Source organism: Streptomyces sp. AC558_RSS880 (assembly GCF_019049255.1).
Taxonomy (GTDB): Bacteria; Actinomycetota; Actinomycetes; order Streptomycetales; family Streptomycetaceae; genus Streptomyces.
In genome coordinates this window covers 63479-77678 of sequence record NZ_JAGMUJ010000023.1, presented here as the reverse complement: position 1 = coordinate 77678, position 14200 = coordinate 63479, and the positions used below count along the sequence as shown (strand labels likewise).

Annotated in this window: 13 protein-coding genes; 5 read left to right on the top strand and 8 right to left on the bottom strand. The window is 72.9% G+C overall.

Translation table 11 applies throughout. The annotated features are described in order from the left end of the window. Positions 1–4: 4 nt before the first annotated feature. Positions 5–199, bottom strand: a complete 195-nt coding sequence (locus KUM38_RS09230) for a hypothetical protein (RefSeq protein ID WP_217128810.1) — start codon at positions 197–199, stop codon at positions 5–7. A gap of 221 nt (positions 200–420) precedes the next feature. On the opposite strand from KUM38_RS09230, the gene KUM38_RS09225 reads away from it, so the two are divergent. From KUM38_RS09225 to KUM38_RS09215, 3 genes are all read left to right on the top strand, one after another. Next, a complete protein-coding gene (locus tag KUM38_RS09225; RefSeq protein WP_217128809.1) occupies positions 421–912 on the top strand; it encodes a MarR family winged helix-turn-helix transcriptional regulator in 492 nt (163 codons plus the stop codon). A gap of 13 nt (positions 913–925) precedes the next feature. Continuing rightward, positions 926–3466, top strand: a complete 2541-nt coding sequence (locus KUM38_RS09220) for an MFS transporter (protein ID WP_217128808.1) — start codon at positions 926–928, stop codon at positions 3464–3466. A 121-nt stretch (positions 3467–3587) separates the two neighbouring features. Then, the gene (locus tag KUM38_RS09215) at positions 3588–4409 is read left to right on the top strand and encodes a YceI family protein (protein WP_217128807.1); all 822 of its coding nucleotides are present in this window, start codon (positions 3588–3590) and stop codon (positions 4407–4409) included. Positions 4410–4416: 7 nt separating this feature from the next. Here the strand turns inward: KUM38_RS09215 and KUM38_RS09210 are convergent, their stop codons facing one another. Further along, a complete protein-coding gene (locus tag KUM38_RS09210; RefSeq protein WP_217128806.1) occupies positions 4417–5142 on the bottom strand; it encodes an ANTAR domain-containing protein in 726 nt (241 codons plus the stop codon). Between the two features lie 245 nt (positions 5143–5387). Between KUM38_RS09210 and KUM38_RS09205 the strand changes: the two genes are divergently transcribed. Both KUM38_RS09205 and KUM38_RS09200 read left to right on the top strand, forming a co-directional pair. Beyond that, entirely contained in the window at positions 5388–5744 is a 357-nt protein-coding gene (locus KUM38_RS09205; RefSeq protein WP_308408933.1) for an STAS domain-containing protein, read from the top strand. A 9-nt stretch (positions 5745–5753) separates the two neighbouring features. Further along, positions 5754–6224, top strand: coding sequence for a PPOX class F420-dependent oxidoreductase (locus tag KUM38_RS09200; RefSeq protein WP_030857277.1), 471 nt, complete (start codon positions 5754–5756; stop codon positions 6222–6224). A gap of 52 nt (positions 6225–6276) precedes the next feature. Here the strand turns inward: KUM38_RS09200 and KUM38_RS09195 are convergent, their stop codons facing one another. The 6 genes from KUM38_RS09195 to KUM38_RS09170 all read right to left on the bottom strand — a co-directional run bounded on the left by KUM38_RS09195 (position 6277) and on the right by KUM38_RS09170 (position 14175). Beyond that, positions 6277–8463 (bottom strand): glycosyltransferase family 39 protein, encoded by a 2187-nt coding sequence (locus tag KUM38_RS09195; protein WP_217128804.1) that lies wholly within the window; start codon positions 8461–8463, stop codon positions 6277–6279. Then, positions 8460–9896 carry a bifunctional glycosyltransferase family 2/GtrA family protein gene (locus tag KUM38_RS09190; RefSeq protein ID WP_217128803.1) on the bottom strand — a complete coding sequence of 479 codons (1437 nt, stop codon included), beginning with the start codon at positions 9894–9896 and terminating at the stop codon, positions 8460–8462. The genes KUM38_RS09195 and KUM38_RS09190 overlap by 4 nt, the downstream gene beginning before the upstream one ends. Before the next feature lie 14 nt (positions 9897–9910). Continuing rightward, entirely contained in the window at positions 9911–11488 is a 1578-nt protein-coding gene (locus tag KUM38_RS09185; RefSeq protein ID WP_217128802.1) for a HAMP domain-containing sensor histidine kinase, read from the bottom strand. Then, complete coding sequence (locus KUM38_RS09180; RefSeq protein ID WP_217128801.1) at positions 11485–12225, bottom strand: response regulator transcription factor; 741 nt, start codon at positions 12223–12225, stop codon at positions 11485–11487. The genes KUM38_RS09185 and KUM38_RS09180 overlap by 4 nt, the downstream gene beginning before the upstream one ends. A 97-nt stretch (positions 12226–12322) precedes the next feature. Continuing rightward, positions 12323–13225 (bottom strand): amidohydrolase family protein, encoded by a 903-nt coding sequence (locus KUM38_RS09175; protein ID WP_217128800.1) that lies wholly within the window; start codon positions 13223–13225, stop codon positions 12323–12325. Positions 13226–13302: 77 nt separating this feature from the next. Then, positions 13303–14175 (bottom strand): DUF2797 domain-containing protein, encoded by an 873-nt coding sequence (locus KUM38_RS09170; protein WP_217128799.1) that lies wholly within the window; start codon positions 14173–14175, stop codon positions 13303–13305. Positions 14176–14200 lie beyond the last annotated feature (25 nt).

The following is a 14200-nucleotide window of genomic DNA, read 5'->3' as shown; positions in this document are numbered from 1 at the left end:
CCGGCTACTTCAGCGCGAGCCAGGCCACCGCGGCGACGACCGCCACGGCGACGACGATGCCGACGATCAGACCGATCCGCGGACCGCCGCCGGTCGCGGCGGCCTGCCGGCCCTGGGGTTCCTCGTCGACGAACGCGCGGAACATCTGGGTGCTGCCGGCGGGGTCGTGGTTGCCCTGCGGGCCCTGGGTGTTAGCCATGCCCCGAGACCCTAGCGAATGCCCGGTGAGGCGCCCAAGCGGGGGCATGGGCAAGGGGGATGACGGACGGCGCGGGCGAGGCGGCGGAAGCCCGGACCTGCGGGTTTACTTTCGCGATTACTTGCCTTTGCCAAGTTTTTTGGCCAGGAACCCCCTTTTTACTTGCCTGTAGCAACCACTCATTCCTATCGTTGCCCTAAGCAATCAAAACGGGAGGTGTCATGGCCGAGCAGGCGCAGTACGAGGAACTGGTGCGACAGTTCAGCGCCTTCGGCGCCGTCAAGCGGGAAATGAACCGGATCATGCCGGCCGACTGCCCCAGCGGCTCCGCCGCCGTGCTGACGCTGCTCGGCCGCCACGGCGACATGCGCATGAGCAAGCTCGCCGAGCTGCTCTCCGTGGACATGTCGGTCACCAGCCGGCACGTCGCGCACCTGGCCGAGCGCGGCTGGCTCGAACGCTCCGCCGACCCCGCCGACAAACGGTCCCGCATCCTGCGCCTCACCCCCGCCGGCCGGAGCCGGCTCGACGAGCTGTTCCGGCGGACCACCCAGCTCCTCGCGGAGCGCCTGGACGACTGGTCCGACGACGAGGTCGGCCGGCTCGCCCAGCTGATGGCCCGGCTCAGGGACAGCTTCGGCGACTGCCGGGCGGCACCCCGCCCGGCACCTCCCGCTCCCGAACGGACCACCCGTACACCCGCAAGCGCATAAGAGAAGGAAGTCCATGGCAACGACCACACCGAACGGTGTGCGGGCTCATGCCAAGCACGGGGGAGGCTCCTCCGCAGACGCTCCGATGACGCACCGGCAGATCATGGAAGCGCTGTCCGGGCTGCTGCTCGGCATGTTCTGCGCCATCCTGTCGTCGACCATCGTCACCAACGCCCTGCCTGAGATCGTCTCCGACCTCGGCGGCGGCCAGAGCGCCTACACCTGGGTCGTCACCGCCTCGCTGCTGACGATGACCGCCTCCACCCCCCTGTGGGGCAAGCTCGCCGACCTGACCAGCAAGAAGGTCCTGGTCCAGTCAGCACTGGTCGTCTTCGTCATCGGCTCCGTCGTGGCCGGTCTGGCGCAGAACCCGGCGATGCTGATCACCGCCCGTGCCATCCAGGGCCTCGGCGGCGGCGGTCTGTCCGCCCTGGCGCAGATCATCATGGCCGCGATGATCTCCCCGCGTGAGCGCGGGCGTTACTCCGGCTACCTGGGCGCTACCTTCGCCGTCGCGACCGTCGGCGGCCCGCTGCTCGGCGGCGTGATCACCGACACCAGCTGGCTCGGCTGGCGCTGGTGCCTCTACGTCGGCGTGCCCTTCGCGGTCATCGCGCTGATCGTGCTGCAGAAGACGCTGAACCTGCCCGTGGTCAAGCGGAAGGTCAAGGTCGACTGGGCCGGCGCCTTCTTCGTCACCGCGGCCGTCTGCCTGCTGCTCGTCTGGGTCACCTTCGCCGACGACAAGTACTCCTGGATGTCCTGGCAGACCGGCGTCATGGTCGGCGGCGCGCTCGTCCTGACGCTGGTCTTCCTGTTCGTCGAGTCGAAGGCCAGCGAGCCGATCATCCCGCTGCGCCTGTTCAAGAACCGCACCATCACCCTGGCCTCGCTGGCCTCGCTGTTCGTCGGCATCGCGATGTTCGCGGGCACCGTCTACTTCAGCCAGTACTTCCAGCTGGCCCGGGACAAGTCCCCGACGATGTCGGGCGTCATGACCATCCCGATGATCGGCGGCCTGTTCATATCGTCCACGGTCTCCGGCATCGTCATCACCAAGACCGGAAAGTGGAAGAGCTGGCTGCTGGTCGGCGGCGTCCTGCTGACGGCGGGCCTGGGCCTGCTGGGCACCATGCGCTACGACACCCCGTACTGGCACATCGGCGTCTTCATGGCGCTCATGGGTCTCGGCGTCGGCATGATGATGCAGAACCTGGTCCTGTGCACGCAGAACCAGGTGGCCCCGGGCGACCTGGGCGCGGCCTCCTCCGTCGTGACCTTCTTCCGGTCCCTCGGCGGCGCGGTGGGCGTCTCCGTGCTCGGCTCGGTCATGTCCAGCCGGATCAGCGGCTACGCCCAGGACACCATCGGGCAGCTCAGCCCGCAGGAGCAGGCGGCGGCCGCCCAGGCCTCCGGCAGCGGCACGATCCCCGACATGGACCTGCTGCCCCCGTCCATCCGCACCTGGCTGGAGAGCGCCTACGGGCACGGCATCGCCGACATCTTCCTGTACGTCGCGCCGGTCGCCCTGCTCGCCTTCCTGGTGACGCTGTTCATCAAGGAGGTCCCGCTGCGGACCTCCGGCGCGCTGGCCCAGGCCGCGGAGGCCGCGGCCGAGACCGCCCCGTCGGCGGCACCGGCCCCCGCCGAAGCCGCCCGCGTCGCCGGCGAGCCGGTTCCGGCCGGCGCGGTGGCGGCCGTGGCGCCGGCGCCCCCGGGCACCTCGGCCACGCGGCGGCTCGCCGCCGTCGCCACGGCGGCCGGCTCCGGTGAGCCGGGGGCACCCGCCTCCGGCGGCATCCCGGTACGCGGTGTCGTGCGCGGCGCCGACAGCGCGCCCGTGCCGCAGGCCGCCGTCACGCTGATCTCGCTGGGCGGGCGTCAGCTGGGCCGGTCGGTGGCGCAGGCCGACGGCGCGTACGCGGTGGACGCGCCCGGGTCCGGGTCGTACGTCCTGATCGCCGCCGCCGACGGCCACCAGCCGCAGGCGTCCACGGTCGTGGTGAACGGAGAACCGCTCGCCTACGACATCCTGCTCAGCGGCACCAGCGGGCTGACCGGACTGGTCCGCACCGCCGGCACCGGGCTGCCGGTGCGCGACGCGATGGTGATCGTCACCGATGTGCGCGGGGATCTGCTGGCCACCGGGAGCACCGGTGAGCAGGGCGAGTTCTCGTTCGCCGAGCTGGTGCCGGGCGCGGTGACCGTGGCGGTGAACGCCGCCGGGTACCGGCCGCGCGCCCTGCCCGTCGAGGTGGGCGGCACCGGCGTCACCCGGGTCGAGGTCGACCTGGAGACCGGCGCGCAGGTGCGGGGCGTGGTCCGCGCCCCGCACGGGCCGCTGGCCGACGCCCGGGTCACCCTGGTCGACGCGGCGGGCAACGTGGCCGGCACGGCGACGACCGGCGCGGACGGGGCGTACGCCTTCGCCGATCTGGACGGCGGCGAGTACACCGTCATCGCCACGGGCTATCCGCCGGTGGCGACCGCGCTGACGGTCACCGGCACCGGTGTCGACGGCCACGACATCGAGCTCGCCCACCCGGGCGAGTAGCGAAACCCCGGCCCGTGGCGGGCGGGCGCGTCCTGTAGCGGAGACGCGCCCCCGCCGCGGGCCGGTCCCATCCGACCATTTTGTACGTGTGTGCAGTACGTGTGTGCAGGGAGAGAACGGGATGTCACTGACCGCGAGGATCCGTACCCGGGACGGATGGGCCGTGTCGCACGCGGTCGTCACGGTGACCGACGGGACCGGTACGCAGGTGCTGCGCGCCGGGGCGGACGCCGAGGGCGCCGTCCGGGACACCACCGCGCTGGCGCCGGGGGCGTACACCGTCGTCGTCACCGCGGTCGGATACGCGCCCGCCGCCGCCAGCGCGATCGTCACCGCGAGCGGGCGGGCCGAGGTCGGGACGGTGACGCTGGCCCGGCAGGGCGGCACCGAGCTGCCGCCGCCGGGGCCGTGGACCGTGGACCCGGCGCACTCGAGCGTGGCGGCCGTCGCCCAGCACCTGGGCATCTCCAGCGTGCGGGGCCGGTTCACCGAGTTCGCGGCCCTGGTGGAAATCGCGCCGGACGACGTCGCCGGGTCCCGCGTGGAGGCGGTGATCCGGGCGGCGTCCATCGACACCGGCAACGGGATGCGCGACGCCCATCTGCGCTCCGCGGACTTCCTGGACGTCGAGCGGTACCCCGAGATCACCTACCGGTCCACCGGTCTGACCGGGGCGGGCTCCGACCGCTGGACGGTCCACGGCGAGCTGGCCATGCGCGGCGTCGTGCGCCCCGTCGACCTGGACCTGGCCTACCTCGGCACCGGGGCGGACCCCTGGGGCGGCACCCGGGCGGCCTTCCGCGCCACGGCCGAACTGCGGCGTGAGGACTTCGCGATGAACTACAACCAGGTCGTCCAGGCCGGCATCGCGGCCATCGGCACGACCCTCCGGGTGGAACTGGACGTCCAGGCCGTCCAGGGGGCGTCGCTCCCGGCCGCGTGAGGCCCCGTCAGGGGGCGCCGGACGGGTCGACGATGCGGCGGGCGAGGTCGCGCAGTTTGACGTTCTCCCGCTGCGAGGCCCGCACCAGGCTGTCGAAGGCGCCGGCCGCGTCGATGTCCAGGCGCTCCATGAGGATGCCGGTGGCCTGGCCGATCAGGTCCCGGGTGCGCATGGCCTCGGTGAGCTGCTCGCGCACGGTGGCGGAGTCGAGGGCGATGCCGACGTGCGCGGTGAACAGCCGGCCGATCCGCAGCGCGGTCTCGTCGAAGGCGCGCGGCTTGCGGGCGTAGGCGGTGAGCACGGTCAGCCGGCGGCGGTCGGCCCGCAGCCGCAGCGACAGCACGGAACGCAGGCCCAGTCCGGAGAGCGCGTCGTCGCCCTCGTCGTTCTCGCTGTCCTCGACCTCGGCCACGGGGGTGTTCCACAGGCGGTGCCAGTACGGCTGGGGCCCGGCCCCGGGGTCGCCGTCCTCCTCGGCGGTGCGCACGACGTCGTCGGTCCAGGCGAGCGTGGAGCGCCGGTTGTCCCGCCCGATGACGGAGATGCCCGCGTGGTCGGCACCGGGCACGAGGTCGACCGCGAGACGGACGGCCGTGTCCAGGGTGCTCTCCGGGGTGGACGTCTCGTGGAGTTGCCGTGCCGCCGCCGTGAGGGCTTCCGCCAGCTCCAATCCGGCCGGGAAACGGGGCAAATCAGAAAACCGGGACGTAACCACCACGAACCTCTTCGGCATGCACGGCCTCACGGCTGTGCGCAGGAGAGCTCCGCAGCACATTCCCGACTGCGAGCACAGGACGCACAGAACTCTATCTGTTCGGTTGCGATGAGGTGACGTCCGGACCTGCGGTACCGGCGCCCGGACCGATCACCTCCCCGGCCCGCTTCCACCGGCGCCCTCCGGCGTGGTGCAATGGGCGGACGGGTCAGGAAGTGGCCTCACCGGAATCCCGGACGACTCGTGTCTGCCAGGTGAATGCCGTGACCTTCCTGCCGAACCCCTCCGAGCCGCGCGACGCGTCCGAGCACGCGCTGCTCCGGTTCCCCCCGGAGATCGACTTCTCCAACGCCGGGGACCTCCTCGACACCATCCTCTCCAGGGCGCGCACCGGTGACGGCCGGCGGCCCCGGATCCTGGTCCTCGACCTCACCGGGACCCTCTTCATGGACTCCCAGGGCGTCCGCCTCATCAACGACGTACGCCGGCTGCTGCGCCCCGGCACCCGCGTGTACGTGGTGGCCCGCCCGGACAGCGTGGCGAGCCGCGTGCTGGAACTGACCGGCCTGCGCCGCGACGTCCCCGTGTACGACAACCTCCCGGAAGCCTTGGCGGCCTAGGCTGACGCCATGGCACCCAACATCGCGACGAACACCCGCGTCTCCCTCGACGAACTGCTGGACTTCGTACGGCCCCGGCACCGGGCGATCCTGCTGACCCGGCGGGCCGACGGCGGCCCTCAGGGCTCGCCGCTGACCTGCGGGGTCGACGACTCGGGCCGGATCGTGGTCTCCACGTACCCCGAGCGCGCCAAGACCCGCAACGCCAAGCGGGACAGCCGGGTGAGCCTGATCGTCCTGAGCGACGAGTGGAACGGGCCGTGGGTCCAGATCGACGGCACCGCCGAGGTGGTGGACTCGCCCGAGTCCGTGGAGCCGCTGGTGGAGTACTACCGGAACATCGCCGGCGAGCACCCGGACTGGGACGAGTACCGCGCCGCCATGGTCAAGCAGGGCAAGTCGATCATCCGGATCACTCCGGAGCGCTGGGGCCCGGTGGCGACCGGCGGTTTCCCGGCGCGGCTGGTCGAGGGGGAGTAGGCGAGGGCGGTGACATGGCATGTCACCGCCCTCGTCCCGCACCGGGGGACCGTCAGCCGTCGGTCGTCTTCCGCGTGAGGTCGTAGAAGGTGGCCGAGCCGGCCGTCACCTCCTCGAAGTTCTCCTGCACCCAGGTGGAGATCTGCGCGGAGCTGCCGGAGTCGCCACCCATGCCGCCGCCCATGCCGCCGCCGGCGACGAAGTAGTGGATCTTCCCTTCGGCCACGTACTCCTTGAACCGCGCGAGCGTCGGGGACGGGTCGGTGCCGTTGAAGCCGCCGATCGCCATCACGGGCTCACCGGTGGCCAGCTGGTGGCTCGCGGCGTTCTGGGCGCCGACGGCCGCGGCGGCCCAGGTGTAGTCGCCGGCGTCGGCCTCCAGCAGTTCCTTCGCCTCGGAGTCGACGTCCGCGCCGCCGAGCAGGCCGCCCATGCCGCCCCCCGTGCCACCGCCGGGCACACCGCCCTCGGCGCTGTCGCCGGTGCCGTTCCGCGGGGCACCCTGCCCGTTCTGCCCGTTCTGCCCGTCCTGGCCCATGGGTCCGCCGCCGGGGAAGCCGCCGGTCCCGTCGCCGCCCGCGCCGGGCGGGGTCTGGCCCTGGCCACCCTGCTGGTTCTGCCCGCCGGGGCCGCCCCCGCCGGGGAAGCCACCGCCCCGGCCGCCCCCGCCGGGACCGCCGCCCATGCTCGCCCCGGCCGGACCGGCGGTGACGATCGAACCGGTGTGTCCCTCCTGCACGGTGCTCAGCGTGTACGCCGTCGGACCGGCCAGCGCGGCCACCAGGCCCAGCCCCGCCGCCGCGAGCGCCACCCGGCGCCCCACCCTGCCCGCGAAGACCAGCCCGAGGGCCGCGACCAGCCCGCCGACCAGGACCAGCCACTTCAGCCACGGCAGGTAGTCGGGCGTGCGGTTGAGCAGCACGTACCCCCAGGCGGCCGTGGCCGTGACGGCCGCCGCCAGGGCGAGCGACGCCCACGGCGCCCGCCGCTTCTCCCACAGGGCCGCCGCGCCCATGCCGGCCACGGCCGCCAGGTACGGGGCGAGGGCCACCGTGTAGTACTGGTGGAAGATGCCGGCCATGAAGCTGAAGACGACCATGGTCATCAGCAGCGAACCGCCCCACACCAGGAACGAGGCGCGGGCGAGGTCGGTCCGCGCGGCCTTCCGGGTGAGGACCAGGCCGGCGACGAGCAGGATCAGCGCGGCGGGCAGCAGCCAGGAGATCTGGCCGCCGATCTCGGAGTTGAACATCCGGTCCCAGCCGGTCTCACCCCACTGTCCACCGCCGCCCGCGCCACCGCCACCGACGCTGCCGGTCTCCTCGCCGTTGAGCCGGCCGAGACCGTTGTAGCCGAAGGTCAGCTCCAGGAAGCTGTTGTTCTGCGAGCCGCCGACGTACGGGCGCGACGACGTCGGCCACAGTTCGACGACGGCCACCCACCAGCCGCCGGAGACGACCAGCGCCAGGGTCGCCAGGGCCAGTTGCCCCAGCCGCTTCCTCAGTCGCACGGGCGCGCAGACGCCGTAGACCAGCGCGAGGGCCGGGAGGATCAGGAAGGCCTGGAGGGTCTTGGCGAGGAACGCGAAACCGATCGCGGCCCCGGCCCACACCAGCCACTTCGTCCGGCCGTCCTCCAGGGCGCGGACGACGAGGCAGCAGGCGACGGACATCAGCAGCGCCAGCAGCGCGTCCGGGTTGTTGAACCGGAACATCAGCGCCGCGACCGGGGTGAGCGCGAGGACCGCGCCCGCGATCAGACCGGCCGCCGGGCCGAAGCGGCGGCGTACGGCCGCGTACACGACGGCGACCGTGCCGACGCCCATGAGCACCTCGGGCACCAGGATCGCCCAGGAGTTCAGGCCGAAGATCCGGACCGACAGCTCCATCGGCCACAGCGAGGCCGGGGGCTTGTCCACGGTGATGGCGTTCGCCGCGTCCAGCGAGCCGAAGAAGAACGCCTTCCAGGACTCGCTGCCCGCCTGGACGGCCGCCGAGTAGAAGGAGTTGGCGTATCCGGAGGCGCTCAGGTCGTAGAGGTACAGCAGTCCGGTCGCCAGCAGCAGGCCGAGGAAGGCGGGGCGTACCCAGCGGGGGTCCTCGGGCCGGCCGCGCCACACTCTGCGGGCGAGGGGCCCGCGGGGTTCGCCCGTACCGGGGGCCGCGTGCCGGGCCTCCTCCGGGGGTCCCCAGGCGGCGGGGTCCGCCGGGGGACTCGTCTGGTCGTACTGCGTGGTCATCGGAAGTCCCTCGGTTCGGAGTCGGAAGGCCGGGACGGGCGGGTGGGGAGCGGCGAACGGACCGGCTGGAGCGGCAGGGTCGCGTCCTGCCAGGCGGGGGCGGCGGAGAAGTTCTGCCAGGCGGGGGCGGCGGGGGAGTTCTGCCAGTCGGGGGTGACGTCCTGCCGGGAAGGGGCGGTGGTCCCGGGGGGCCGGTCACGGTCCGGGAAGACCCACGCGCGGAAGAGCAGGAACCGCAGCACGGTCGCCGCGAGGTTCGCCGCGATGAGCACCGCCAGCTCGGTGGAGTGGGCGGGGTCGCCGGCCGCGGCGTTGAGCGCGGCGAGCGAGCCGCTGGTCAGGGCGAGGCCGATGCCGAAGACGACCAGGCCCTGCGCCTGGTGCCGTACGGCCCCGCCGCTCCCCCGCACGCCGAAGGTGAGCCGTCGATTGGCGGCGGTGTTGGCGACCGCCGAGACCAGCAGGGCGAGTCCGTTGGCGACCTGGGAGCCGGTGAAGGTCCGGAAGCCGCTGTAGAGCAGCAGGTAGAAGAGGGTGGACAGGACGCCGACGACGCAGAAGCCGACCAGTTGGCGGGCCAGCCCCTGCGGTACGTCCTCGATGGTCCGGTCGCGCGGGTCGTCGCCGAAGGGCCGGGTGAGCCGGTCCAGCGGCAGCGAGCCGGTGGCCAGCGCCCTGCCGACCCGCCAGACGCCCTTGAGGTCGTCGGTCGCCGTCTTCACGATGTGCACGGTGGAGTCGGGGTCGTCGACCCAGTCGACCGGCACCTCGTGGATGCGCAGGCCCGCACGCTCGGAGAGGACCAGCAGCTCGGTGTCGAAGAACCAGCCGCTGTCCTCCACCAGGGGCAGCAGCACCTGGGCCACGTCACGGCGGATCGCCTTGAACCCGCACTGCGCGTCGGAGAAGCGGGCCTGCAGCGAGCCGCGCAGGATCAGGTTGTACGAGCGGCTGATGAACTCCCGCTTGGCCCCCCGCACCACGCGTGAGCTGCGGCTCAGCCGGGAGCCGATGGCGAGGTCGGAGTGGCCGGAGATCAGCGGGGCGACCAGCGGCAGCAGCGCGTTGAGGTCGGTGGACAGGTCCACGTCCATGTAGGCGAGGACGGGGGCGTCCGAGGCGGACCAGACGGTCCGCAGCGCCCGGCCGCGTCCCTTCTGCTCCAGGCGCACCGACCGTACCTCCGGGAACCGTTCCGCCAGCCGGCCCGCCACGTGCGGGGTGCCGTCCGTGGAGGCGTTGTCGGCGATCGTGATGCGGAAGGCGTAGGGGAAGGTGCGGGTCAGGTGCTCGTGCAGTCCGCGGACGCACGGCTTGAGGTCCTTCTCCTCGTTGTAGACGGGGATCACTACGTCCAGGACCGGCGTGCCCGCTCCGGCGGCCGGGAGGTGCTCCCGCGCCGGCAGGGTGCCGGGAGAAGAATCGGTTCGCATGGGACCGACTCTGCTCAGGCGCCCTGTCGTGCCCATGTGGTGAGGCTGTGCCGTGGCTGTGAGTACGGCTCGGGCGCCAACCGCGGTTCCACGGCGGGGAGATGGAGCGTGAACGCGGTCCGTCCGGGCACGCTGTCGACGGTCACGGCACCGCCGTGCGCGGTCGCCACGGCCTGCACGATGGCCAGGCCCAGCCCGGTCGAGCCGGTGGCGCGGGTGCGCGCGGAGTCGCCGCGCGCGAACCGTTCGAAGACGTGCGGGAGCAGATGGGGCGCGATGCCCGGCCCGTCGTCCACCACGTCCACGCAGAGCCAGTGCCCGTTGCGGCGCACCCGCGCGGTGACGGTGGTGCCCGGCGGGGTGTGGTTGCGGGCGTTGCCGAGCAGGTTGACGAGGACCTGCTGGAGCCGGGCGGCGTCGGCGCACACCGGGGCGGGCTCGTCGGGCAACTCCAGGCGCCAGACGTGGTCCTGGCCGGCGGCACGGGCGTCGCTGACGGTGTCCACGACGAGCGGGACGAGGTCGGTCTCCTCCAACTGCAGGGGCCGGCCGGCGTCCAGGCGGGCGAGCAGCAGCAGGTCCTCGACGAGCAGGGTCATCCGGCTCGCCTCGGACTCGATCCGCCCGAGCGCGTGCCGGGTGTCGGGGCCGACCTGTTCCCGGCCACGCCGGGTGAGTTCGGCGTAGCCCCGGATGGAGGCCAGCGGCGTACGCAGCTCGTGGCTGGCGTCCGCGACGAACTGCCGTACCCGGGTCTCGCTCTCCTGCCGGGCGTGCAGCGCCCCGTGGATGTGGTCGAGCATCCGGTTGAGCGCGGCGCCGACCCGGCCGACCTCGGTGTGCGGGTCGCACTCGGACTCGGGGACGCGCTCCTCGAGGTTCACCTCGCCGGTGTGCAGGGGCAGTTCGGAGACGCGGGTGGCGGTGGCGGCGACCTTGCGCAGGGGGCGGGTGGCGACGCCGACGATGACGGCTCCGGCCAGGGAGGCGGCGATGAGCCCGGCGGCGGTGACGCTGATCTCGACGAGGATCAGGGTGTTGATGGTGTTGTCGACGTCCGCCGTGGGGACGGCGACGTAGAAGGCGCCGTTGGGGCCTGCCTGGTAGGCGACGCGGTAACTCCCGAGGCCGGGGATGTCCACCGTGTGTTCGGCGTCGTCCCGGGCGACGGAGTCGAGCACGGAGGTCTGGGCCGCGTCCAGCGACTTGGCGCTCATCGAGAAGTCGTCCTTGGACTTCTTCCCGTACAGGGCCTCCGTGACGGTGCCGTTCTCGACCTTCGCCGCGATGGTGTAAGGCGGCTGCGGGCCGTGGGCGACGAAGTCGGTGAGATCGATCGGCTTGGGATCCCGGCCGTCCCCGTCACCGCCTTGTCCCGGTGGTCCGAAGGCGCCCGAGGCGCGTGCCGCGACCTCGTGCAGCTGCCCGTCGAGCTGCTCGTACAGATGGGACCGCAGCGCCAGCGTGGTCACGGAACCGATCACCGCGCACACCACCGCGATCAGCACCACGGACGCGACGACGAGCCGCGTCCGCAGGGTGCGCGGGGTGCGCGCCCGTCGCTGCGGACGCGGCCGTCGCCGTCCGCTCACGAGACCGCGGGCTTGATCATGTAGCCGGCGCCGCGCCGGGTGTGGATCATCGGCTCCCGGCCCGCGTCGATCTTCCGGCGCAGGTACGAGATGTACAGCTCGACGACGTTCGCCTGCCCGCCGAAGTCGTACGACCAGACCCGGTCGAGGATCTGGGCCTTGCTGAGCACGCGCCGCGGATTGCGCATGAGGAAGCGCAGCAGCTCGAACTCGGTGGCGGTGAGGTGGATGTGGTCGCCGCCGCGGGTGACCTCGTGGCTGTCCTCGTCGAGGGTGAGGTCGCCGACGACCAGCATCGACTCGGAGCGGCGGTCGGCCGCTCCGGAGCGGCGGATCAGTCCGCGCAGCCGGGCGACGACCTCCTCCAGGCTGAACGGCTTGGTGACGTAGTCGTCCCCGCCGGCGGTCAGTCCGGCGATACGGTCCTCGACGGCGTCCTTGGCGGTGAGGAACAGCACGGGCACGTCCGGCAGCTCGCGGCGCAGCCGGCCGAGGATGGCCAGCCCGTCCATGTCCGGCAGCATCATGTCCAGGACGACGGCGTCGGGCCGGAACTCGCGTGCGGTGCGGAGGGCCCCCTGGCCGTCCCCCGCGCTGCGGATCTGCCAGCCTTCGTACCGCAGGGCCATGGACAGCAGTTCGGTGATCGACTGCTCGTCGTCCACCACAAGCACGCGGACGGGGCTCCCGTCCGGCCTCAGCAGTTCGGTGCGCCCCTGGGGCGAGATCGTGGTCATACCGCACACGATGTCCGGGGCCTCTGAGAGCACCCTTTCGGCAACCTGTGTTTTGCCTGAGAAACTCACGGACGCCGCTCAGCCGGGGCGGCCCCGCTCAGCCGGGCAGGCCGAAGAGCCGGGCCGCGTTGTCGTGGCACACCGCCCGCAGCCAGGCGTCCCCGAGCCCCAGCCGCTCCAGCGCGTGGAGCTGGTGGAGGTAGGGGTACGGGATGTTGGGGAAGTCCGAGCCGAGCAGGACGCGGTCGCCGAGGGCGGCCAGCCGGGGCAGGGCCCGCCGGGGGAACGGCGCCAGGCGTTCGCTGAAGTCGGTGAACGCCATCGTGGTGTCCAGCCGCACCTCCCCGTACCGCTCGGCGAGGTCCAGGAAGTCCTCGTACTCGGGCATGCCGAGGTGCGCCACGATCAGCCGCAGCCGGGGGTGCCGGGCCAGGACCCGGGCGATCGGCCCGGGTCCTGTGTGCTTGCCGGGCGCGGGCCCGGACCCGCAGTGGATCACCACCGGAACGCCCGCCTCGGCGAGCAGTCCCCAGGCGCCGTCGAGCGACTCGTCGGCCGGGTCGTACGCGCCGACCTGCACGTGTGCCTTGAAGACCCGCGCGCCGGCGTCGACGGCGTCCCGGACGTGGTCCACGACCCCGGGCTCGGGGAAGAGCGTCGAGGTGTGCAGGCAGTCGGGCGTGCGGGCGGCGAAGCCGGCCGCCCAGTCGTTCAACCAGGGCGCCATGCCCGGCTTGTGCGGGTAGAGCATGGCGGTGAAGGCCCGCACGCCGAACTCCCGCAGCAACGCGGCCCGTGCGGCCTCCTCCTCCCGGTAGGTGATCGGCCACTCGACGCCGCCGGTGAGCGGCCCGAGCGCGTCGAAGTAGGCCCACACCTTCCGCAGCACCCGCTCGGGCATGAAGTGCGTGTGCACGTCGACGAGCCCGGGCAGCCCGAGCCCTTCCCAGAAGCGCCGTACGTCGTCGGCCTCGGTACGGGTGTCGGGGTGAGCGGTCATGCCGCCCACGATCACCCGCGACCGTGCCCGAGGTCCAGAGGGGGTCGGACACGGGGCCAGAGGTTCCGCGCCCCGGGTCAGAACAGCCCGTCCTGCGCCGCCGCCCGGTCCCTGACCGCTCTGACCGGCACCGCGAACTCCCGTCCTCCGGCCGGAAGCAGTCCCCATCCGGTCAGCAGCCGGGTGTCCAGCACCACGACCCCCTTCCCCGTCGCCAGATGCAGGTCGGGACCGGCGGCGGCCACCAGCTCACCGCGCACCGCGCCCCCGGCGACCAGCTCGCTCACCTCCCCCACGGCGGCCGGCACCCCCGCCAGGCCGAACACCCCGACGTGATCGACCGGCCGGAACGGCTCACGGGCGAGCGACTCCGGCCATCCGTCCAGGGCGAGCGCCCGCGCGTGCAACCCGGCGATCTCGGCCGCCCGGTCCCCTTCCTCCTCCGGGAGGACCGCCCGCACCGCCCGCTTGCCCGCGTAGGGGATCCGGTCGGGCACGCGGAGCGCGGCGCGCAGCAGCTCCTCGGTGCGCCGCGCCGCCATCAGCGGCCCGGTCCCCAGCCAGCTGAAGCAGACCGCCCCCTGCTCCAGCAGCCGTGCGGAACCGCGCCGCACGGCGGTGATCCCGACCTTGGTCATCCCGGGCCCGAACCACGCCAGGTACACCCGGTAGGGCCGCGGATCGTCCACGAGGGTGTCGGCGGCCACCGAGTGCGCCCGGTCCAGCCGGGCGCACTCCTCGCAGCGCGCCCCCGTGCTCCGCCCCGGGACGGCCGCCCCGAGCGGACACGCGTGCCCCCGTGCCCCCACGCATGTCCGCACTCCCCCTTCCCCGACCCCGAAGGCCACCCGTTTCCCCCGGGTCAGCGCGGAGCGCCGGCCGCCCTCCCACGCCAGCACCGGGCCGTCCGCCGACCACCGCAGCCCCGAGCATCTCCACGCCTGTGCCATCTCTGACGAGACTAGGGGGCACCAC

Excerpts from the sequence above, each read along its gene's own strand:
- KUM38_RS09220 (WP_217128808.1), top strand. The coding sequence starts at position 926 with ATGGCAACGACCACACCGAACGGTGTGCGGGCTCATGCCAAGCACGGG.
- KUM38_RS09180 (WP_217128801.1), bottom strand. The coding sequence starts at position 12,225 with ATGACCACGATCTCGCCCCAGGGGCGCACCGAACTGCTGAGGCCGGAC.
- KUM38_RS09210 (WP_217128806.1), bottom strand. The coding sequence starts at position 5,142 with ATGCCGAAGAGGTTCGTGGTGGTTACGTCCCGGTTTTCTGATTTGCCC.
- KUM38_RS09200 (WP_030857277.1), top strand. The coding sequence starts at position 5,754 with ATGGCACCCAACATCGCGACGAACACCCGCGTCTCCCTCGACGAACTG.
- KUM38_RS09190 (WP_217128803.1), bottom strand. The coding sequence starts at position 9,896 with ATGCGAACCGATTCTTCTCCCGGCACCCTGCCGGCGCGGGAGCACCTC.
- KUM38_RS09215 (WP_217128807.1), top strand. The coding sequence starts at position 3,588 with ATGTCACTGACCGCGAGGATCCGTACCCGGGACGGATGGGCCGTGTCG.
- KUM38_RS09170 (WP_217128799.1), bottom strand. The coding sequence starts at position 14,175 with ATGGCACAGGCGTGGAGATGCTCGGGGCTGCGGTGGTCGGCGGACGGC.
- KUM38_RS09175 (WP_217128800.1), bottom strand. The coding sequence starts at position 13,225 with ATGACCGCTCACCCCGACACCCGTACCGAGGCCGACGACGTACGGCGC.
- KUM38_RS09195 (WP_217128804.1), bottom strand. The coding sequence starts at position 8,463 with ATGACCACGCAGTACGACCAGACGAGTCCCCCGGCGGACCCCGCCGCC.
- KUM38_RS09225 (WP_217128809.1), top strand. The coding sequence starts at position 421 with ATGGCCGAGCAGGCGCAGTACGAGGAACTGGTGCGACAGTTCAGCGCC.
- KUM38_RS09230 (WP_217128810.1), bottom strand. The coding sequence starts at position 199 with ATGGCTAACACCCAGGGCCCGCAGGGCAACCACGACCCCGCCGGCAGC.